This window comes from Falsochrobactrum tianjinense, assembly GCF_019100495.1.
Lineage (GTDB): Bacteria > Pseudomonadota > Alphaproteobacteria > Rhizobiales > Rhizobiaceae > Brucella > Brucella tianjinense.
In genome coordinates this window covers 285,286-305,307 of record NZ_JAHRVA010000003.1, presented here as the reverse complement: position 1 = coordinate 305,307, position 20,022 = coordinate 285,286, and the positions used below count along the sequence as shown (strand labels likewise).

Below are 20,022 nucleotides of genomic sequence, written 5' to 3'. Positions count from 1 at the left end.
GTCAGGCTTTCTTCGGTTCCACGAGCATACGGCCCTTCATTTCCATGTGCATGGCGTGGCAGAACCACGAGCAGTAATACCACCACACACCCGGCTTGTTGGCCTTGAAGGTGACGGAGGCTGTCGCCTGCGGCGCGACTTCCATGTTGATGCCGTAATTGATAATCGAGAAGCCGTGGGTAAGATCTTCGATCTCATCGATATTGGTGACATAGACCGTCACTTCGTCGCCCTGCCGGACCGTGAATTCCTCAAGGCCGAAAGCGGGGGCTGCGGAGGTCATGTAGACGCGCACCTTGTTGCCGTCGCGGATGATCTCGTTAGCATCCATCAGATCTAATCCATCGGCCTTTGCCTGCTCGACGGCATCGGCGAAAAATGGATCCTCACGATCCCAGAAGTTGACGGGATTGATCTTGGAGCGATGAACGATCGTGGCGTCATGCGGTTCTGCAAAGCTCGGTCCGTCATGGACAATCTCCATTTTCTCGCCAGAAATATCGATAAGCTGGTCATTTTCGGGCTTGAGCGGCCCGACATTGAGATAGCGATCCTTCGAGAACTTATTGAGCGATATCAACCATTTGCCGTCTGCTTCCTTGGTCTGCCCCATGGAAGTGTGGTTGTGACCGGGCTGATAATGCACATCGAGCTTTTGGCGGATCGGATCTACCTTCTCACCCTGGAACGCGCGCTTTGCATCCTCGATGTTCCATTTGCAGATCTGGCTGTCGATGAACAGCGTCGTATAAGCGTTTCCTGCGCCGTCATAAGCCGTATGCAAAGGCCCAAGGCCAAGTTCCGGCTCGGCGACGACCGCATCGCGCGGCTTGATCTTGTCGTCGAACAAGTCATCGAACTTGCGCACGTCGAAGACTGTGACGGTGGGCGAGAGCTTGCCGTTGGCGACCACATGAATGCCATCAGGCGCGGTATTAATGCCGTGCGGGCTATTGGGAACCGGAATGTAGCGGGTGAAGGGAGAACCGCCACGTCCGTCAAGAACCGGCACGCCATTGATCTCCTTGAAATCACCCTTTGCAACCGCCTCCTCGATGCGCTTGAGATTGAAAACGACGATCCAGTCCTGCTCATTGCTCATCATTTCGGGAAGCGTCAAACCTTCTTCCGAATTATAGCAGGTGGCATAGGCATATTTGCCCTGATAGTCGCAGTCGACATTATCCAGATTGCCGTCGACCATGATCTGCCACGCGATTTTCATCGTTTCGCCATCGACGGCGGTGAAGATTGCGCGATACTGGTCAGTATCGTTCATATTGGTGCCGTTATTGGGGATCGGCACGCGGTCCTCGCCATTGCAGAAGACATAGCCGGTTTTTGGGTATTTCTGCACGCGCAGGCCATGGACCGTATGCTGGTTCGGCAACTGAATGATCTTGTCACATTTCATCACGTCAAGACGAATGCGGCAGACGCGCGTATTGGCCTTGTCGTTGGCATAGAGGTAACGGCCGTCATAGGTACCATCCGTGAAAGACAGATGCGGGTGGTGCAAGTCACCATTGTGGAATATTCCGCCGCGATCCTTCATGAATTCGCGGTCTTCCGGCAACATGCCCTCTGTCAGAATCTTCAGGCTTTCATTAGTCTGTCCCCAGCCTGTCGCACTGTCGCGGTTGAAGACGGGAACACGCATAAGTTCGCGCATGGAAGGCAGCCCCATGATGCGGACCTCGCCCGTCTGGCCGCTGGAAAAAAAGACGTAGTATTCGTCGAGCTCACCAGGCGCCACAACGGCATGCGCACCACCTTGCGAGCTACTGGCGGCCAAAGCCTGCGTGCTCGCCCCTGCAAACAGCGTACCACCGATGCCGCTTGCCCCGGCTGCTGCGACAACGGCGGAGGTCCCGAGTAATTGTCGCCTGCTGAACTGGGTTTTTCTGGTTTCTTCTGTCATGCTTCTCTCCTTTGGAAGGTTCAGGCGGCTGGACCGGAGCCTGTCTGTGCTCCGATCGGCTGGCCCTTGACTGAAATAACGGGTTTGGCAGGCCCGCCGCCGCGTTCGGCTGCTGCCGAAAGAGGCGCATTGCGGGCGGCAAATTTCTCGCGCTTGACGCGCACCTGGATCATGTGTGGACAGCGCTGGTCGTCGTGATAAAGTTCCTGGCAATGCATGCAGTAGATGCACTCATTGACGTTGATCTGGCCTTCAGGATGGATCGCTTCGACCGGGCATTCCTTGGCGCAACGCTGGCAGGGCGAACCGCACTCGGGCCAACGTTTGAGCCATTCGAACATACGAATGCGTCCGGGAATGGCGAGCGCAGCACCCAGCGGGCACATATAGCGGCAGTAGAAGCGTTCTATGAAAAGCCCCAAAGACAACAGCGTCAGCGCATAGATTACAAACGGCCATTCACGCGAGAATTTGAGAATGATCGACGTCTTGAACGGCTCGACTTCTGCAAAGACTTCCGCCAGCGCCACCGAATAGAGCGACAGGCCAAACAGACCGAGGAAGATCATGTATTTGATCGGCCACAAGCGTTCATGCAGGCCCCATGGCAGGATGACTTGCGGCACTTTGAGCCATTTGGCGAGATTGTTGCTTAGTTCCTGCAAGGCGCCGAAGGGGCAGAGCCAGCCGCAAAAGGGTCCACGTCCCCAGAACAGCAGACCCGCTGCAACCGAGGCCCACAGGATGAAGATCAATGGCGACGTGAGGAAGAATTCCCAGTTGAAGCCGGTAATCAGCGAATTGACGAAAGTGAGAACATTGACCACCGACAATTGCGCATTGTTGTAGAATCCCAGCCACAAGAGCACGAACAAAAGATAGCCGCGCCGAACCCAGACGAAGATGCGCGGGCGTTTCACGAGACTGTTCTGGAAGAAGAAGATGCCAACAAGGACGAGGATCGCGATGCTGGTAATGACCACATTGATGCGGTTCATCTCCCACATTTTCACCCAGAGCGGATTGTCCTCGCCGAATATATCCATTGCCATGCCTTCGCCGACAGGATGCGGCTGGCGAGGAGCGTCCGCAGCGGTAGCGGAAGCAGGCTGCGATGGCGCGGGCTCAGGTTTAGGCTGCGCGAGCAGATATTGCTCGGGCAGATTATAGCCCAGATCGTAGCTCACATTGGCCTTGTCGCGTGCACCGAAACCGCGCTGTACGAGAAGCTGCAATTCCCACGGCTGGGCTACATCGAAGTCAAAGCCTTGGGGAACACGAAACAGAGAAATCTCGCGTAAACGCGGTGCACCTTCCGCCATGATATCGCCGATACGAGTATGTCCCTTATCGCGAAAGCGTACGCCCTGACCGTTCTGCAACAGCTCGATACGGTCGAAAATACCGCCGCGCACGTAACCCGACCCCTTGAAGGAATACGCGCCGTCACCTGCCACCAAAATGGCCTGTTGGCCCGACTTGAGCTGCTTCTCCAGCCGTTTGTAACCATCTTTTCCAAGCAGGCTGATGCCAATCGAAGGCACAGAAACAGGGGCCACATAAAGCTCGATGAAATCATCTTCGGGATTGGCGGTTTCAGGATTGGCCGCAGCCTCTTCCTGCTTCGCATCGCGGAAGACTTGCGTGACTTCGCCCACCGTCAGCTTGAGGCTGCGCACTGATCCATCGCCGATAAGCGTCTGCCAATCCTGCACCTCACGTATATCCGGGTTGATCTCGCGCGCCTGCGCGGCTCCAGCCGCCTGTATCGGCGCATTGCCGAGTCTCCCGCTACGAATGAGGCCAACCGCCGAACGCACGATGCTATCACCCATCACGAGAACCGTAACGGTCGCACCACTGACGATCTCGACCTGCGGCGGACGCGCACTCCCTGCTGCAACAGCACTCAGATCGCTATTGACCAGCGAATTCAATGCGGCAACGACCTTGGCCTCCGGAATGCCGATCAGCACGATCGGTTCTTTATGGTCCACCAGCTTGATGCCGCGAATGATGCCTTTGGTGTCGATGCCAACGACGATGTGAATTGGTTTGCCGGAATAGCCGATCGAACTGGTGAAATCTGAATTGAGATAAAGGTAGCCTAGAAGCTTATCGCCCTTCATAACCGGTGCAATGGGCGGCTCGCCCTGCGGCGCGCCGACACTATCCGCACCTTCGAAAATCGACTGTACCTCCAGCTCGGGCAGGTATTTTGGCAGTTCTCCCGCCCCTGCTGGAAGAAGGCAGGCAATGGCGAGCAGCAGGGCGATCGCCAATGAAACTGCAAGTTCGCAGGTCTTCTTGATGAAGAACCGACCCAGTCCGGCAATGTACCGGCTAATGGCTGCCCCGACAGGGGGGTGGCGTGAGAAAAGGGGCAGATAGCCAGAGAGCTTGCTAGTCACTTTCAACCTACTATGCCTTGCCATGTGAGGCAGGCTTATCTTTCGGCTGGAAACCTAGCTGAATGGCGCAAGTGTTCTTTGCTTTGGAGCAAGCTAATGCACATTCATATTGCGAAGAGGGCCTGCACTTCCACAGTTGCCATTTCCGGCTTCCATTCAGGCTCATAGGTCAGTTCGACATTTGCCTGTCGCACACCAGCGACGCTCTCCGCGCAGGCCCGAACAGCCTGCGTCAAGAATCCTGCGGCGGGACATCCGCGCGTGGTCGTCGTCATCTTAATATCCGCCGCACCGTTCTCGCGCACCGCGACCGTATAGATCATGCCGAGATCGACGAGATTGACGCCCAGTTCCGGGTCCAGCACGATGCGCAACGCTTTCCTGATGGCATGTATAAGATCTTCCCGTTCATCCGATCGCATGATCTGTTCCTCACGCTTCGCCAACACGGATCATGATGCGATAGCTCTTTCCGGTCTCATCAAAGTTTCCGACCCATTGATGTCCGCGCATTTCGAGTTCGGGGAAAAGAAACAGCGGCTCGCGATGCAACAGTGCAAACAGCACTTCGCCCGGCGACATGTTTTCAATTTCGCCCAGAATGCAGACCATCGGCTCCGGCGGCTCCATTTCAGAACAATCGAGATATTGAGAAGGCTCGGGCCATATGTCGGGAGAACCGACATTGTCGGAAACCTGAATTTGCGGCACAGCCTTATTGATGGGCGAAAACAGCACCTGCCAATCGCCGTCGCCAATCGGTTCGGGTTTCGCGGCAAAACCCTTACGCTCCATCACTGCAAACAACGGCATTGGTTTGAAAGGCGCGACAAGCAGCAGGCTCTGCCCCGGAGCGAGATTTTCCACCGCGCTCATAATTGCCTGAAAAGGCTCTATGCCGTCCTTCAGCAATGGGCGAACATCAAGCTCATGAGGGATGAGCGGGTGGACTGATGATATCATTTGCTTCTCCTCGGTGCTGGCGTAGCAGCATAAATCAGATACGGGACGCTGACGGCATCCGGCAGGCGCGCACCGTCAGGTACATCCATCAATCGCCGTGCGCGAATAAACTGGACAATGAGAGCCATAATCGCGACCAGATTGACGGCGGAGGCCAGCCGGAAAGCCGCAGGATAATTGGCAAGAAGCGCCAATGTCGCAAATGTCACGCCACAATAATAGACGACAAACCAGCGGCGGGCGCGGACTTCATCGACAAAATCCTGTACGTGCGGCGTCTGCATCCGCCCCATGACCGGGCCATAGCATTCTAGCCATGTCAGAAAAGGCACGATTTTATAGAGTTGCGCTAGGCCAAGACCCGTAAGCCAGCCAAACGCGACCAGATAGACAAAAGCCGAAACCATAGCATCCGTCGCTCCCGTCCATGGCATCAGGATGGCCAGCAGCAAAGACAGAAAAAGAGCAGCGAAAGCCGGTATGCTCGCCTTGCTGTTGAGCTCAATTGCCTTGCGCTTTCGCTGTCGATAAATCCTGTGCACGTCATGGGTGTAAAGGCCGATGCTCGCCACTCCCGGCAGGAGTGCTATCAGCAGCCACAGTTCCATCTGCCCATGACCGAATGCAACAAAAACGAGAGCCACAACGAGCAAGAGGAACGCTGCCACCCCCGTCCACCATACTAGATGGGTGGTCGGCTTTTGGGTATCCGGCGAAAGCATGAACATAGTCAGTAGTCGATAGCTGACGCCCATCGCCGTAAAGCTCATCCAGCCGCCCAGTCCCAAAGCCGCATGAACCGAAACCCCGCTTGCGGCGATTTCAAGCCAGGCTGCTTCTTCCGCCATCCCCGAAAAACCCAATGTGAAAAGACCACCCAAAGCTGCCGCTCCGATTAGGCAGGCAAGGCCAATACTGACGAAACGGGCAGGCAGCGCCAGAGGTCTGGCGCTCCAGGTGGTCATGCCAAGCATCAGCGCAATGATTACAAATCCGGCAATTAGCAGGAAGGCGGATAACGGCAAGAGCCAGAGGGGCGCAGGCACAAGCCCGGCCAATCCGGCAAAGCCACAAAGCAGGCCCACCAAACCAGCCAGAAGAAGCAGAAGCGCAGGCAATGCCGCGCTGCTGCCCCGCAGGGGTTTGGTGATCAGCACAGGGACAAACTGCAACAGCGCGCCGCACATAAGCAATACAAGCCAACCGATGGCGACAACATGGACCACAATCAGCGTTTCGGCTGCTCTTATCTCAGCAAACGGATAACCAAAGCCCCACGCCATCAAACCCGTTCCCATCAACAGGAAAAGGAGAGAAGCCGCAAAATAGGACAAGGTCCAACGGGAAAGCGTAGCGCCGAACATTTCAGACCTTCAAACCGGATTGCTCAGCGTTTGCACGTCAACGGCCAAAGTTATTGAAACAGCTAGTCTTGATACCATACCATCCATAGCCGTTCGCTCCCATAAGCTGTTTATACCAGCCAATTCATTATGACCGCCATCCTATAATGGATTGTGCCGGAGACATTTGCTGCATCTCAAATAAAATGACAATAATAGATAACAAACCAGTATTCACCGCACCCGAAGCAGCGGCGGTGAAAATGAAGACCTTTGTTCTGGAGCGAACGTGATGCTTTTAGGTGTTATTGCAGATGATTTTACAGGTGCCAGCGACATCGCCAATACTTTGGCCAAAGGGCAAAGCGGTGAAGGCGGGCTGGTAACATCGCAATTCATGGGCATTCCCGATCAGGATGCCGCTCCGCAGGTCGAAGCAGGCGTCATTTCATTGAAATCCCGTTCAGTAGCCCCGGAAGCTGCAATCAACGATTCACTTGCAGCCCTTGCCTGGCTTCAAGCACAGGGGTGCCGGCAGTTTGTTTTCAAATACTGCTCCACATTCGATTCGACCGAACAAGGCAATATCGGCCCGGTCGGCGAAGCGCTGGCTGCAGCCCTTGGTGTAAAAGGCGTTGTCGCCTGCCCCGCTTTCCCCGCCATGGGACGAACGGTTTATCAAGGACATCTCTTCGTCAATGACAGATTGCTCAACCAGTCGGGGATGGAAAATCATCCCCTGACCCCGATGCGGGATGCCAACATCCGGCGCTGGCTCCGTTTGCAGAGCCAAACGGACGTTGGCCTCGTATCGACCCCGACGGTGCATATGGGAGCGGAGGCAATACAATCCGCATTAAAAGCCAATGCGGACGAAGGCAATACTCTCGTAATCGTGGACGCTGTCAGCAACAACGATCTGGTACTGATCGGCAAGGCCTGCGCCGAAGCTCCCCTTCTGACAGGTGGTTCGGGAATAGCCCTCGGATTGGCCAGCAATTTTATTGCAAAAGGGCTTGCAACCGGAAAGACTGGGGCTTTCAGTGGCAAGCAAGGCCCTGAAGCCATCCTCGCGGGAAGCTGTTCGGGTGCAACGCGCGAGCAGATCGACAACCATGCACGCGAGCATCCCGTACTCGCCATATCAGTAGACGACGTCATGGCTGGCCGGACGACTGCATCCGATGTCGTTGCTTTTATCTCGGCAAATCATGGGAAGGCACCGCTTGCCTATTCATCGGGAACCCCCGAGCAGGTAAATATTGCACAACAGCGCTATGGCCGCGACACGGTTTCGGAAAAACTCGACGGGTTATTCGCACAAACCGCAAAAGATCTGGTGAGCCATGGCGTCCAGCGGCTGGTCGTCGCTGGCGGAGAAACATCCGGGGCAGTTGCGCTCGCACTTGGCCTCGGTGAACTTGCGATCGGGCCTGAAGTGAGTCCCGGCGTCCCTGTTCTTTTCAGCCGGCAAAAAGAGATTACGCTCGCCCTGAAATCAGGCAATTTCGGTGGCCCAATGTTCTTCACGGATGCGCTTTCCGCCCTAGCTGGAGGAAACCACCCATGAATGAAGAACAGAACTTACGCGAAAAACTCGTCCGCATGGGAGCGCTTTTATATAATCGGCAATTGGCGCATGGCAGCGCGGGAAACCTTTCGGTACGCCTTAAAGACGGCTCGATTCTCATTACGCCAACGAATTCAAGCCTCGGTTTTCTGGAAGCCGAACGCATATCAAAGCTTACGCCCGGCGGCGAGCTGATCAGCGGTGATCCACCCTCCAAGGAATATTTTTTTCATCTGGCAGTTTATGATGAGCGCCCGACCGCAAAAGCGGTTGTCCACCTTCATTCAACATATTCGGTAGCTGTTTCCTGCTTATGTCACGAACAAACCCAGGATGTCTTGCCGCCTCTTACAGCCTATCATGTGATGCGCGTGGGGAAGCTCCCGCTTGTGCGCTACTACAGGCCCGGTGATCGTGCGCTCGCTGATGAGGTGCGCGCAGTGTCCCGAAAACATCGCTCGATGTTGCTCGCCAACCATGGCCCGATTGTTTCTGGCGCAACCATAGAAGAGGCAGTTTATGCTTATGAAGAACTGGAAGAAACAGCCAAGCTATTTTTCATAATCGGAGACCGCAAGGCTTCGCCATTGTGCGCAGAACAGATCGCAGACATCAATCGCGTATTTCCCAATTGAGCCATATAGTTAGCGCTGGAGGCGAATACCGCTTTTCTCCTCCAGCGCCCGCTGGTAAACGATTGCGGCAACAGCTAGGTCAGCCGAAGCTATTCCCTTGAAGAAAAAAGCTTTTTTTCCGGTGCTTTCTAGTGGGTGCTTTACAAGAGTCTCCAGATCCACCTGCGCTTTTGCTGCTCGCACCTCATTACCCTGATTGTCGTAAGGGTACATACTCTGATGCAGGCTATCCGTAGCAATGTGTTCGAAAGCCCTAAATCCTTCCGGGAGCCAACTGCGACCCAAATCCACCATAATTGCCAGCGCGTTGTCCTTCATCATCTCTGCATCGAGAAACGGTGCGAATCCGGGAGCGGAGGGAACCGTACTGATAACTATATCGCAGTTTTGCAGCAAATCTTCTGGAGTTGGAGTGATATGCGGTTTTAAAGAAAGTGCCAAAGCCGAATTCGCAAGTTTTTGTGCTGACCCTTGGCTGCGACTAAAACAAGCTACATTTTTCAATGAAGGATAAAGATCACAAAATGCCAGCAGATGTTCCGCAGCCTGCTGACCGCAGCCGATAAAGCCAATCGATATTGGCTCAATAGCAAGCATATGTTCTGCTGCAAGTGCGGAAAGCGCTGCCGTTCTAACCAGAGTTATGTAATTACCATCCATTATGGCCAATGGCCGTCCTGTACCCAGATCATTGACGCATATTATCGAATGTACATTGTCGATGCTGGACTGCGCCATGGCTGGCACTACCGAAACCCATTTAATGGTGGCGACCCCTTTGCCCTCTCGATCACTGACTAGTGCCGGCATTGACTGGAAACTATGGCCAGTTGCATAAGCCAGGGTGGATTTTGGCAGAAATTTCAGTTGCCCGGATGCAGTGTTTCGCACAGCTTCAGCCACAGCAACACGCAATGCGCTTCTGCTGGGAACAAGATGTTCAACTTCCATACGTGAAAGATAGAGAAGATCATTTATCATTAAAATCTCTTTGCAGAAAAAGCTCGGGCCAGTTCGTCACCCATAGGGTCCTGGTTCAGCAATTGCCCCACCAGTCTGGCAGTAGCCGGCGCCATGGAAACACCCGTGTGGCCGTGACCAAAAGCATAGACTACATCAGGCGAAGCGCTGGAGCGGCCTATTACTGGCAAACTGTCAGGCGTGGATGGACGATGTCCCATCCATAAATCGTGCTCGGCACGGTCAATTTTCTGCTGAAGATGGGGAAACGATCGCTTTGCATATTGCAGCAGAATGCGTGCTCGTTCCCACCGCGGCGGGGCGTCCAGGCTGGCTAATTCAACTTGCCCGGCAAATCTGAGCCCTGTCGATGTCATGACGATTGCCATCTTGCCCTCGGCATGCATCATTCCACGGTTTATCCGAAGGCCCGGATCACGAATTGTTATATGATAACCTCGCTCCGAGACGAGTGGCACATGATCGCCAAGTTTCCCTGCAAGCGTTTTCGACCACGCTCCTGCTGAAATGACAGCCTGAGTACAGCGTATCTCCCCTTTGCTTGACCGAATAGCGGTGAGTTTCTGACCATTGAAAATAAAACCGTTCGCCTCAGCCCGAACTATTTCACCACCGCGCGCGATGAGCAATTGTCCCAATGCCCGGCAGAATGCGGACGGATCGGCTACTGTTGCTGCTTCTTCGATGAGCATGCCATATTGATATATGGATGAAAGTTCCGGTTCACTTTTTCTCAGTTCATCCGCTTCAAGGCAGCGAACCTTAATGCCGTGCTTTTTTCGTAGCTCCCAGCTGCGACCATCGGCGTCCAATTCTTTGCGATCACGATAAACATACATTGTACCCGTCGGCAAAATAAGATGTTCAACACCAGCTTGCTTCGCGCACGCCTGATACCGGGCGACCGGATCATCCAGCAGAGGAAGGCGTTGCACGATCTGTTGTTCCACCTGCTTCCAGCTACGCCCCGCCCAGAGAAAGCGCAGCAGCCATTCTGCCAATGCAGGAAGGTGCCTCCATCGAATAGTAAAAGGTCCATTCGGGCTGAGCAGAAAGCCGGGCACTTGTCGCCAGAGGCCGGGAAGCGACATAGGCATAATAGCACCGGGGTTGATCCAGCAACCATTACCAAATGAAGCTCCTTGCCGCCCTCCAATCTCTTCCCGTTCGAGCAGAATGACTTGTTTACCCTGACCCTGAAGAGTAAGTGCTGTGAAAAGGCCAACCAGCCCTCCCCCAATCACGCATACTGCTTGCCCGCTTTTGGTTGCATCGTGCTGTGCCATACTCATCCATCTCCCGCTTAAAGATGTTGGGCCTTGGATTGAACATTATCGAATTCCAGATTCAGTTTATCGCTGGCCTTGATTTCAGATTTGAAGCGGCAAATGCTGTACGGCTCCATGGCTACATCGTTAGGACGCCCCAGGATCATGTTGCTGAGGCAAAACCCTACAGCCGGGCCGATTTGAAACCCTCCGCCGCTGCCGCCAAAAGCGTGAAACAAGCCGGGAGTGGTTTCCGATGCGCTAACGATAGGTAGCATATCCGGCAAATAACCCTCCACTCCAGACCAGACACGGATAACTTCGGCGTTCTTCAATGCGGGGATATACTGGCCGATCGCCTGCATGCCATTGCGTGTTTTGGCAGGAGGAACGAATGTATGCTTGCCATCCTCATTGGACATAGTGCGAGGATATCCGGCAAAGATAAAATTCCCGCGCGAAATCTGCCGGATGATCAAGTCTCCCTCGATGGTATAGACGGAAGGCTTCAGAACATAAGGGAGCGGCTCGGTAACAAATTGCGGCGGCCCGGCACGAAATAACGGAACCGTTTCACCGAATGCTTCGGCAATATTGCCGGCCCAGCCGCCAGCAGCATTGACTAGAACTGGGGCGGAAAATTTTTGCCCATCGGCGCTGCTCAGCTCAAAACTATTCCCATCTTTTCTGGCTTGCTCGATCCTACAGTTTTCAACGATAGTACCGCCCATCTTTTTAAACGAACGAGCGATTGCCGGGGTTGCCAGGCGGGGGTTGGCGACTGCACAGGCTGATGAATAAGATGCGATAATGCCCTCCCTGCTGAGCCAAGGCAGGTTCCTGCGCAACTCCCCACCTTCCCAAACCTTGATCGTCAGGCCGCATTGGCGCGAATTCTCTGCGTAATGCAGCAGCTTCTCCCGCCCTTTATCGCTATGTGCGATGTAAATCATGCCATTGCGCTCATACTCGCAAGGCGAACCAAACTCCTGCTCGAAATTTTCCCAGTAATCCTGCGCCAGCAACGAAAGCGGGTACTGTTCCAAAGCACGCCCCTGAAGCCGCAATCCGCCAAAATTTGCACCGCTTGAAGCTGCGCCAACGAAACCGCGCTCAATGAGCTGTACGCTCCAGCCTGCTTTTGCCAGAAAATAAGCAGTCGAGACGCCAAACAGTCCTCCGCCGATGATAATCGCATCTTGTTTCCTACACACAGTCTTGCTCCTGCCGGCCAAGAACATCATCTGCATGCCCTACTGGAATAGGGCGGAACGGTGCCTGAGCCCGCAACCGTCCTACTGCGCGCGGCTCCTTGCCCGAGGCAAAGATTGCAATCTCCTGCAAAGTCTGATTGCAAAAACGTCCCTGGCAACGTCCCATGCCGCAGCGTGTGATTGCCTTAATTCTGTTCACTTCAGTATGAGCGACATCGGAATAGACGGCTTGCCGGATCTCCCCCGCTGTGACGCGCTCACATCGGCAAACATAAGTTTCATCCGTGATTAACGGTGCATCACCATATGGCCAGCGGAAGGCATTTGTCATGGCCTGCTGGAAATTCCGCAGTTTTTTAATCTTGGCCCGGAGGCGCGCAATCTCATTGCGGTCCTGCGCTCTGCCTTGCTGCGCCAGCATGGCCAATGCCGCCAAACGACCCGACATTGCTGCTGCGTCCGCACCGCCTACAGCTACACTATCTCCCGCAAGCCAAAAGTCCGAGCCAGCCTGCCCATCATCATCGATCAACGGAAGCCATTGACGAAAATGTTCATTAAAACCAAGCTGGGCGCCAGCCAGTTCGGCAAGCTGTGTTTCAGGCTTTAGCCCAAATCCGAAAGCAACAGCATCACATTCAATCTTTTGATCTTTATTTCTGCGTTCTGAATAAACCACTGAACGAACGCGCTGATCGCCTTCAAAACGCACCAGACGAACTCCATTCTTAATTTTAACGCCGTAAGCGCGAAGTTCGCGGATGAGGCTTATGCCTTCAAAGAGTGTTTTCAGAGAATAGCGGGCCATGGCAATTGCTGCCCGATATTTTTCGGATTTGGGTGTCGTGTCGAGGATGGTGATATCCCGAAAACCCAAGCGGGCATATTGCGCGGCGGCCAGATAAAGTAGCGGGGATGAGCCGGCAAATATAATTTTGCGGCCAATGGCGCTCCCGTGGGTCTTGAGTGCCACTTGCGCGCCCCCCAGCGTATAAACACCGCTCAATTGCCACCCTTCGACGGCTAATATCCGATCGGTCGCACCAATTGCTATAAGCAGTTGCCCATAAGGAATTTCATCATAGCCATCATCCGATAAGGTGGAGATGACGTTGTTGTATATTGCCCACGCCAGCGTGTTGCGGCGATAATCACATTGAGCAAGAACTAGATCTTCCTGCCGTTCACGTTCCACAGATCGTTTATAGATCCTGTGGCCGAAAATTTTATTGCCGAGATTCTCGACCGCGGGGCTAAGCCGCCGTGTGCCTTGACCTCCGGGAGAATTTGTTTCTTCCAGGACGATAGGCCGAACGCCAGCCTCGACAAAGGCTCTGGCAGCAGCCAGCCCGGCGGGGCCCGCACCAATGATAACAGGACGCAAATCGCAACCAGTTTGGTTTTTCATATCTGGAACCCGTGCATTGGCGCTCGACTCACCAGGCGTTGATCATCTTCTACCAGTGCGCGACAGGCTCGCAGACGCTTGCCTTCTTCCGTCCACACGGAACAGTCCTGGCAAGCGCCCATAAGGCAAAAACCGGCACGCGGCGTGCCATCGAACTCGGAATATGACAGATGCTGCTGCTGCCGCAGCAAGGCCGAGATCACAGTTTCTCCACGAAACGCGCGAATAGGTGAGTTATCAAAGTAAATTAAAACGTCCGGCTCCCGACCGGGCCGTAAAGGGAGAAACTGATACTCACCCATAGATCCACTCCCCTTTTATTGCATTACAATAACATCTATGGGATAATGGTAAAAGCAAGATTTTGCTCTTGTCAATTGAAATGAACGCGATGGTATCGCTTTAGCTCACGGACATCGAATGTGCCGCAGCAATAACCAGATTGGCAAAGCGCGCAGGCACGTCTTCACGCTTGTAGCGCGCAAGAGTTACGGCGACGCTGACAGCACCTATGACATCGCCATTGGGCCTCATGACCGGAGCGGCGATTGATGCATCCGCATGATAAATTTCTTCGTAAGCGGTGGCAAAACCGGCAGCGCGCGCTTCCGCAATCATCGCCATGATCCGCTCTGGGTCGGTAGGAGTATCGCGTGTGAAGCTACGCAGCTCCGACGCTGCAAGTATTTCAGTAACTTGTTCTCTGGGCAATCGTGAAAGAATTGCCCGTCCGGGTGCGGTGCAAAATGCAGGCAATCGCGAACCAATAATAACGTCAGTATTAAGAAGATGCCGACTTAGAAAGCGCGTCACAAAAACAATTTCATGCCCATCCAGCACAGTAAGATTGACGGTTTCTTCGGTTTGCTTGCTAAGATGCTGCAAAATAGGCATCGCACGATCAACCAGCCGCGAGCTGCCAATAAAATGGTGCGCCAGATCCAGCGCCTTGATTGATAATTCATACTGGCGGTTAAGCGGGTTTTTATTCAGATAACCAAGCTGGTGCAATGTATGAGCGAAACGCTGCGCAGTGCTGATATCAATATTGGCTTTTTGTGCGAGTTGCGAAAGGGTCATAGACGGATTGTAACGATCAAACGAACACAGAATGTTGAAGGCCTTAGCAACAGACTGCACCATCAGAGGATCCGACTTTTTCTTGGTAGTACTCATTCCTGTCATCCTATCACCAACCATCCATCGTCAGGATTACACAAGCTAAATATCCAATTTGGGTTCCTGCTTGCTGCACAAAGCCAGCTTCTCAAAGCTGAGACGCGCCTGAGTCACATACACCATCACTATTGCCCGGCTAAGAACCAATTCTGCCCACCATGCATCTCATTCTATGTCGGAAAATCGGAGAGGCTTTAACTTTTCCTTGACGTCACCCACTTTCCTTGTTTCTATATAATAAGAATTATTACATTGCAATAATGGAGACGCAAGTGAGCACGTACATTCTCACCGAAACGATTGGGGCTGTCCGCCGAATTACCCTCAACCGTCCCGAAAAGCTCAACGCATGGAACAAAGCCATGCGCGATCAGCTCATTGACGCTCTCAAGGATGCGAATCGGGACGCCTCCATTCGCGCGATAATATTAACCGGCGCGGGCGATCGCGCCTTTGGCGCCGGTCAGGATCTAAGCGAAAGTAAATCCTTCGATGCTTCCAGCGCCGAAGGCTGGATGGGCGAATGGAAAGCTCTTTATTCGTTGTTTCGCGATTCCTCCAAGCCAATTGTTGCGGCATTAAATGGCGTTGCCGCTGGTTCGGCGTTCCAGATTGCTTTGCTTTGTGACCTGCGTATCGCTCATTCAGGTGTTACAATGGGCCAACCGGAAATCAATTCAGGCATTCCAACCGTCACTGGAAACTGGATCATGCGCGAGATCATCGGCCTTTCTCGTGCTATCGACTTGACCCTGACTGGTCGCATGCTGGATGCAGAGGAAGCTTATTCCTTTGGTCTGATTTCGCGACTGGTCGACAAAGAAAAGGTTCAGGAAGAAGCGCTCGCCCTGGCCAATCTTTTAGCATCCAAGCCTCCGGTTGCCATGCGCCTCAATCGCCAGCGGATTGCCGAAGTGACCCAGCAGTCTTTTGACGAGGCCATGCAAGCCGGCGTCCGCATACAGACCGAAGCCTACGCGACGGGTGAGCCGCAAGCTATGATGGAAAAATTCTTTGCGGAGCGCGCGGCCCGAAAAGTGGAAGCTTAGTTTCCACGACTTAAAGTGCTCGGATGGCATCTTCTACGAGGTAATCCGGGCAACTTCCGCTCTAACTATAAACAAGGGGATAAAATGAAACATTCTTCTTTTGAAATCAGTCGTCGTACCTTGCTGCTTGGTGGGGCAGCAGCAGTGGCACTGCCGATGATCAACCGCAAGGCATGGGCCGACCAAAGCCTGGTAGTTGCTGATCCGGGCGGCCCTTTCACGCAAGGCTACCGTGCAGCGTTCTATGATGATTTCACTGCCGAAACCGGCATTGAAATTCAGAGTGTGGCTCGCGATGCAGAGCCGACAGCGCAGTTCAAGTCGATTGTCGAAACAGGTTCCTACATCTGGGATGTCTGCACCGTCACTCTTTCTGCGCGCCTTATCCTAGAGAGAGATGGTCTGCTCGAACCATTGAACTTGCCAGCCGATGCCGTCACGGATGTAATGCCGGAGGCTGTTCACCCGAATATGCTTGGCACCGATGTGTACTCCACAGTCCTTGCATATAATAAGGAAACCTGCCCGAACGCACCCAAAAGCTGGGCGGACTTCTGGAATATCAAGGATTTCCCCGGTCGCCGTTCGCTACGCAAAAACCCGCTCGACACTCTGGAGATTGCCTTGATGGCTGACGGTGTCGAACCAAAGGATATCTATCCACTCGACCTCGACCGTGCATTCCGCAAGCTGGATGAAATCAAGAATCACATCGATGTCTGGTGGACAGGTGGCGCGCAATCCACCCAGTTGCTTGAAAGCGGTGAAGTGGACATGATTGCCGGCTGGAATGCTCGTTTTCAGGCTGCAATCGACAATGGCACACCAGCGGAGCTCGTCTGGAATCAGGGCCTTTACTCGATAGAAGGCTGGGGCGTTCCAAAAGGCAGTCCCAAGGCGGACCTTGCACGCAAGTTCGTCAGTTTCTGCGCGCAGGCAAAACAGCAGGCTAAGTTTACCGAATATCTCGCCTACGGGCCAACCAACCTGAAGGCTTATGATTTCATTGAGCAAGACCGTGCGGTTATTTTGCCGACTTCTCCTGACAACCTGAAGAAAATGTCACTGGCCTCCGATCCTTACTGGCTCGAACACCGCGCCGCAGCGACAGAACGTTTCAACGGCTGGCTGCTGCGATAATTCGTTCTTGAGATGGGAGGGCGACAATTTGCTCTCCCATTAAACACCACCAAAACAATGCTCGAACCACGTCGATGTTTCGAGAAGATATACTGTACTACGGAGTAGTAATGACTGAGGACGTCCGCTCTGAGAAACTATTGCTTGATGGCATCTCCAAGAAATATGGTGACTTCACCGCGCTGAAGCCGACACAGCTCGCCATTATGGATGGAGAGTTTCTCACATTACTTGGGCCATCGGGATCAGGAAAGACAACTCTCCTGCAAATGATTGCCGGCCTGGTTGAGCCAACCGCCGGCAAGATGTTTTTCGAAGGTGAGGACTGGACGAACCGCCCCGTCAATGCGCGCGGCATGGGTATGGTCTTTCAGCATTATGCCCTGTTCCCGCATATGACGGTTTCTGAAAACATCGCCTTTCCTTTGAAAATGCGCGGTATAACCCAGGCGGAAATCGGTCGCCAGGTGTCAGAGACGTTGGCGAAAGTACAATTGGGAGAATTCGGCCACCGCTTCCCCCGTGAACTCTCGGGCGGCCAGCAGCAGCGCGTGGCGTTGGCCCGCTGTTTTGTCTACCGCCCTAAAATCATTCTTATGGATGAGCCGCTCGGCGCTTTGGATAAATCGCTGCGTGAAAACATGCAGCTAGAAATAAGACGGCTGCATCAGGAGTTCGGAACAACGGTGATTTATGTCACCCACGACCAGGAAGAAGCCCTGGTCATGTCCGACCGTATCTGCGTGATGAATCATGCCCAGATCGAGCAGATCGCATCCCCTCGGGAAATCTATCTCAATCCTGAAACTGTATTCTCAGCATCCTTCATCGGGCAATCCAATATCATCAAGGGCAAACGCGTTTCTTCTGACGAAAACAGCGCTACGATTGAAACGCCCGTTGGACGCCTTATGGGTCAGCTTACTGCACGTGATAAACATGCACAGGAACTCGCATTGGTTATCCGACCGGAACAGATTTTCGTTGGCAACCCTGAATCTCCCGCACACGAGAGTGTAGAGGGATTGCTTGAGGACACCGTATATATTGGATCAGACGTGCGGCTTCTGGTCAGGCTCTCTGACGGCAGCCAGTTTAGCGTCCGCCATGACCCGCTATCGACTGACCTTCCATCGGCAGGCGATAGAATCCGGCTTTATTGGAACCGGTCTGTTGCGAGGATCGTATCATGACGAGCTTGTCAGTAAAAAACTGGAAGCCGGACCCGATATGGCTCGCTGTGCCGGCACTTCTGCTTCTTGCCGTATTCTTCCTTTTCCCAATGCTCCGCCTTTTGGGCCTCAGCTTTACAGATGAAGCCGTAGACAGTTTCACTCTCTCAAACTACCGGCGACTTGGCGACAGCTTTCTTTATTGGAAAATACTAGGCATCACGCTCGAAATTTCCGCGCTGACAGCATTTTTCTCGGTTTTGTTCGGTTACCCCATTGCCATGTGGCTTTCTGGGCTGGAGGATCGCCAGCGCAGCAATATGTTGATGCTCGTGCTTTTGCCATTCTGGACATCCTACCTTGTGAAGACCTTTGCCTGGATGATCCTTCTGGGCAAGAATGGGCTATTTAACAGTTTGCTGGTAGGGTCAGGACTGGCCGAGCGACCTGCCAACTTGATGTATAACGAGTTCGGTGTTCTGGTAGGCATGGTCCACGCCATGATCCCGTTGGCCGTTCTTTCAATGCTGCCCGTTATGTCCGGCATAGACAATCGACTAACGCTTGCAGCATCGACGATGGGTGCAAGCCGCTCAGACCGGTTCTGGCTTGTTTATTTTCCACTTTCCATGCCAGGTGTCGTCGCTGCCGGACTGCTGACCTTCATAACGTCGCTCGGCTTTTTTATTGTTCCGGCATTTCTTGGCGGACGCCAGCAAACCATGCTGGCCCAGACAATCATTACGCAGGTCCAGGAAATCGTAAACTGGCCTTTTGCGGCAGTATTGGCGACCATGCTTGTCGCAGCAGCACTACTGGTCATCGGGATTTACAACAAGCTATTCGGCCTTTCCTCCCTGTCAGCAGGCAATGGTGTCAAAAGCAAAAAGGCCTTGTCACCCGACAGTGCGTTGCGAAAGCTCGGCTACGGAATTCTGGCGCTGGTGGCAAAAATCTTTCGGCCGCTCGACCGCCTTTTCCCACCCAAGGAAAGTGGCAGCCCGGTTAGAACACTCTATGTCGTGTTGCTCATTGCATTCCTGATGCTACCCGGCCTGATCGTCATACCACTCAGCTTCACCTCCAGCCGAAACCTGGCTTTTCCACCGCCCGGTTTCTCCCTGCGCTGGTTTGAGCAGTACTTCAATTCAGCCATCTGGATGAGCGCGACCATGCGTTCTTTCGGGGTAGCATTTGCTACTGCATTTTTCGCTACCATTTTAGGCGGACTGGCAGCGCTTGCACTTTCCCGCAGCACCTCTCGTCTGAATGGCCTTATCTTTGGGCTTATTCTTGCCCCTATGATCGTTCCCAGAATCGTGATTGCGGTCGGTTTGTTCTACCTGATGGCGCAAATCGGCCTTGTCGCGACAAACACCGGGCTGGTGATCGGCCATACATTGCTGGCGCTACCTTATGCTTTCATCACCATCGGATCGGTTCTGAAAAATTACGACTGGCGCCTCAATCAGGCGGCAGAAACCATGGGAGCAAGCAAGCTCACTGTGCTGCGGCTGATCACCATTCCGCTGTTGCGTGGTGGCCTGCTCTCTGCTGCGCTATTTGCTTTCGTGACATCGCTGGACGAACTAACGATCGCGATTTTCGTATCAGGCGGGCTGAAAACAACGCTGCCAAAACAGATGTGGGACGACATGTTCCTGCAACTCAATCCCACGCTTGCGGCGGTGTCAGTCATCGTGCTGCTGATTGTGACAGTTCTCCTGCTAATGGCGCGCAAACTCGAAAGATAGCTCAAAGACAACCT

The 20,022-nt window shown here is 53.6% G+C and carries 17 protein-coding genes; 6 read left to right on the top strand and 11 right to left on the bottom strand.

All coding sequences use genetic code 11. The annotated features are described in order from the left end of the window. Nucleotide 1: 1 nt before the first annotated feature. From nosZ to KUG47_RS09150, 5 genes are all read right to left on the bottom strand, one after another. Nucleotides 2-1,921 carry a TAT-dependent nitrous-oxide reductase gene (nosZ, locus tag KUG47_RS09170; RefSeq protein ID WP_217677653.1) on the bottom strand — a complete coding sequence of 640 codons (1,920 nt, stop codon included), beginning with the start codon at nt 1,919-1,921 and terminating at the stop codon, nt 2-4. A 20-nt stretch (nt 1,922-1,941) separates the two neighbouring features. Continuing rightward, nucleotides 1,942-4,203 (bottom strand): 4Fe-4S binding protein, encoded by a 2,262-nt coding sequence (locus KUG47_RS09165; RefSeq protein WP_422718076.1) that lies wholly within the window; start codon nt 4,201-4,203, stop codon nt 1,942-1,944. Nucleotides 4,204-4,436: 233 nt separating this feature from the next. Next, nucleotides 4,437-4,754: a metal-sulfur cluster assembly factor gene (locus KUG47_RS09160; protein WP_217677651.1), complete on the bottom strand. Its 318-nt coding sequence runs from the start codon at nt 4,752-4,754 to the stop codon at nt 4,437-4,439. A gap of 10 nt (nt 4,755-4,764) precedes the next feature. Further along, nucleotides 4,765-5,295 (bottom strand): DUF2249 domain-containing protein, encoded by a 531-nt coding sequence (locus KUG47_RS09155; protein WP_217677650.1) that lies wholly within the window; start codon nt 5,293-5,295, stop codon nt 4,765-4,767. Further along, nucleotides 5,292-6,659, bottom strand: coding sequence for a hypothetical protein (locus KUG47_RS09150; RefSeq protein WP_217677649.1), 1,368 nt, complete (start codon nt 6,657-6,659; stop codon nt 5,292-5,294). The genes KUG47_RS09155 and KUG47_RS09150 overlap by 4 nt, the downstream gene beginning before the upstream one ends. Before the next feature lie 271 nt (nt 6,660-6,930). On the opposite strand from KUG47_RS09150, the gene otnK reads away from it, so the two are divergent. Together otnK and otnC are read left to right on the top strand one after the other, a co-directional pair. Next, the gene (otnK, locus tag KUG47_RS09145; RefSeq protein ID WP_217677648.1) at nt 6,931-8,208 is read left to right on the top strand and encodes a 3-oxo-tetronate kinase; all 1,278 of its coding nucleotides are present in this window, start codon (nt 6,931-6,933) and stop codon (nt 8,206-8,208) included. Continuing rightward, the gene (gene otnC / locus KUG47_RS09140; RefSeq protein WP_217677647.1) at nt 8,205-8,843 is read left to right on the top strand and encodes a 3-oxo-tetronate 4-phosphate decarboxylase; all 639 of its coding nucleotides are present in this window, start codon (nt 8,205-8,207) and stop codon (nt 8,841-8,843) included. The genes otnK and otnC overlap by 4 nt, the downstream gene beginning before the upstream one ends. A gap of 9 nt (nt 8,844-8,852) precedes the next feature. Here the strand turns inward: otnC and KUG47_RS09135 are convergent, their stop codons facing one another. The 6 genes from KUG47_RS09135 to KUG47_RS09110 form a co-directional block, all read right to left on the bottom strand. Continuing rightward, nucleotides 8,853-9,824 carry an ornithine cyclodeaminase family protein gene (locus KUG47_RS09135; RefSeq protein WP_217677646.1) on the bottom strand — a complete coding sequence of 324 codons (972 nt, stop codon included), beginning with the start codon at nt 9,822-9,824 and terminating at the stop codon, nt 8,853-8,855. Continuing rightward, nucleotides 9,824-11,110, bottom strand: coding sequence for an NAD(P)/FAD-dependent oxidoreductase (locus KUG47_RS09130; protein WP_217677645.1), 1,287 nt, complete (start codon nt 11,108-11,110; stop codon nt 9,824-9,826). The genes KUG47_RS09135 and KUG47_RS09130 overlap by 1 nt, the downstream gene beginning before the upstream one ends. A gap of 17 nt (nt 11,111-11,127) precedes the next feature. Beyond that, nucleotides 11,128-12,342 carry an NAD(P)/FAD-dependent oxidoreductase gene (locus KUG47_RS09125; RefSeq protein ID WP_254799459.1) on the bottom strand — a complete coding sequence of 405 codons (1,215 nt, stop codon included), beginning with the start codon at nt 12,340-12,342 and terminating at the stop codon, nt 11,128-11,130. Continuing rightward, nucleotides 12,299-13,714, bottom strand: a complete 1,416-nt coding sequence (locus KUG47_RS09120) for an FAD/NAD(P)-dependent oxidoreductase (RefSeq protein WP_217677644.1) — start codon at nt 13,712-13,714, stop codon at nt 12,299-12,301. Before KUG47_RS09120 ends, KUG47_RS09125 begins: the two co-directional genes overlap by 44 nt. Then, nucleotides 13,711-14,016, bottom strand: a complete 306-nt coding sequence (locus KUG47_RS09115) for a (2Fe-2S)-binding protein (RefSeq protein WP_217677643.1) — start codon at nt 14,014-14,016, stop codon at nt 13,711-13,713. Before KUG47_RS09115 ends, KUG47_RS09120 begins: the two co-directional genes overlap by 4 nt. A gap of 100 nt (nt 14,017-14,116) precedes the next feature. Then, entirely contained in the window at nt 14,117-14,890 is a 774-nt protein-coding gene (locus tag KUG47_RS09110) for an IclR family transcriptional regulator (RefSeq protein WP_254799456.1), read from the bottom strand. Nucleotides 14,891-15,165: 275 nt separating this feature from the next. Here KUG47_RS09110 and KUG47_RS09105 point away from each other — a divergent pair, with 275 nt between their 5' ends. From KUG47_RS09105 to KUG47_RS09090, 4 genes are all read left to right on the top strand, one after another. Continuing rightward, the gene (locus KUG47_RS09105; protein WP_217677642.1) at nt 15,166-15,942 is read left to right on the top strand and encodes an enoyl-CoA hydratase/isomerase family protein; all 777 of its coding nucleotides are present in this window, start codon (nt 15,166-15,168) and stop codon (nt 15,940-15,942) included. 84 nt (nt 15,943-16,026) lie between these two features. Further along, nucleotides 16,027-17,082, top strand: coding sequence for an ABC transporter substrate-binding protein (locus tag KUG47_RS09100; protein ID WP_217677641.1), 1,056 nt, complete (start codon nt 16,027-16,029; stop codon nt 17,080-17,082). Between the two features lie 74 nt (nt 17,083-17,156). Continuing rightward, nucleotides 17,157-18,275: an ABC transporter ATP-binding protein gene (locus tag KUG47_RS09095; RefSeq protein ID WP_254799455.1), complete on the top strand. Its 1,119-nt coding sequence runs from the start codon at nt 17,157-17,159 to the stop codon at nt 18,273-18,275. After that, nucleotides 18,272-20,008 (top strand): ABC transporter permease subunit, encoded by a 1,737-nt coding sequence (locus KUG47_RS09090; RefSeq protein WP_217677640.1) that lies wholly within the window; start codon nt 18,272-18,274, stop codon nt 20,006-20,008. Before KUG47_RS09095 ends, KUG47_RS09090 begins: the two co-directional genes overlap by 4 nt. Nucleotides 20,009-20,022 lie beyond the last annotated feature (14 nt).

What these genes read in the sequence shown, in the direction of transcription:
- nosZ (WP_217677653.1), bottom strand. Translation starts at nt 1,921, where the DNA reads ATGACAGAAGAAACCAGAAAAACCCAGTTCAGCAGGCGACAATTACTC.
- KUG47_RS09160 (WP_217677651.1), bottom strand. Translation starts at nt 4,754, where the DNA reads ATGCGATCGGATGAACGGGAAGATCTTATACATGCCATCAGGAAAGCG.
- KUG47_RS09155 (WP_217677650.1), bottom strand. Translation starts at nt 5,295, where the DNA reads ATGATATCATCAGTCCACCCGCTCATCCCTCATGAGCTTGATGTTCGC.
- KUG47_RS09150 (WP_217677649.1), bottom strand. Translation starts at nt 6,659, where the DNA reads ATGTTCGGCGCTACGCTTTCCCGTTGGACCTTGTCCTATTTTGCGGCT.
- otnK (WP_217677648.1), top strand. Translation starts at nt 6,931, where the DNA reads ATGCTTTTAGGTGTTATTGCAGATGATTTTACAGGTGCCAGCGACATC.
- otnC (WP_217677647.1), top strand. Translation starts at nt 8,205, where the DNA reads ATGAATGAAGAACAGAACTTACGCGAAAAACTCGTCCGCATGGGAGCG.
- KUG47_RS09135 (WP_217677646.1), bottom strand. Translation starts at nt 9,824, where the DNA reads ATGATAAATGATCTTCTCTATCTTTCACGTATGGAAGTTGAACATCTT.
- KUG47_RS09130 (WP_217677645.1), bottom strand. Translation starts at nt 11,110, where the DNA reads ATGGCACAGCACGATGCAACCAAAAGCGGGCAAGCAGTATGCGTGATT.
- KUG47_RS09125 (WP_254799459.1), bottom strand. Translation starts at nt 12,342, where the DNA reads ATGCAGATGATGTTCTTGGCCGGCAGGAGCAAGACTGTGTGTAGGAAA.
- KUG47_RS09120 (WP_217677644.1), bottom strand. Translation starts at nt 13,714, where the DNA reads ATGAAAAACCAAACTGGTTGCGATTTGCGTCCTGTTATCATTGGTGCG.
- KUG47_RS09115 (WP_217677643.1), bottom strand. Translation starts at nt 14,016, where the DNA reads ATGGGTGAGTATCAGTTTCTCCCTTTACGGCCCGGTCGGGAGCCGGAC.
- KUG47_RS09110 (WP_254799456.1), bottom strand. Translation starts at nt 14,890, where the DNA reads ATGAGTACTACCAAGAAAAAGTCGGATCCTCTGATGGTGCAGTCTGTT.
- KUG47_RS09100 (WP_217677641.1), top strand. Translation starts at nt 16,027, where the DNA reads ATGAAACATTCTTCTTTTGAAATCAGTCGTCGTACCTTGCTGCTTGGT.
- KUG47_RS09095 (WP_254799455.1), top strand. Translation starts at nt 17,157, where the DNA reads ATGTTTCGAGAAGATATACTGTACTACGGAGTAGTAATGACTGAGGAC.
- KUG47_RS09090 (WP_217677640.1), top strand. Translation starts at nt 18,272, where the DNA reads ATGACGAGCTTGTCAGTAAAAAACTGGAAGCCGGACCCGATATGGCTC.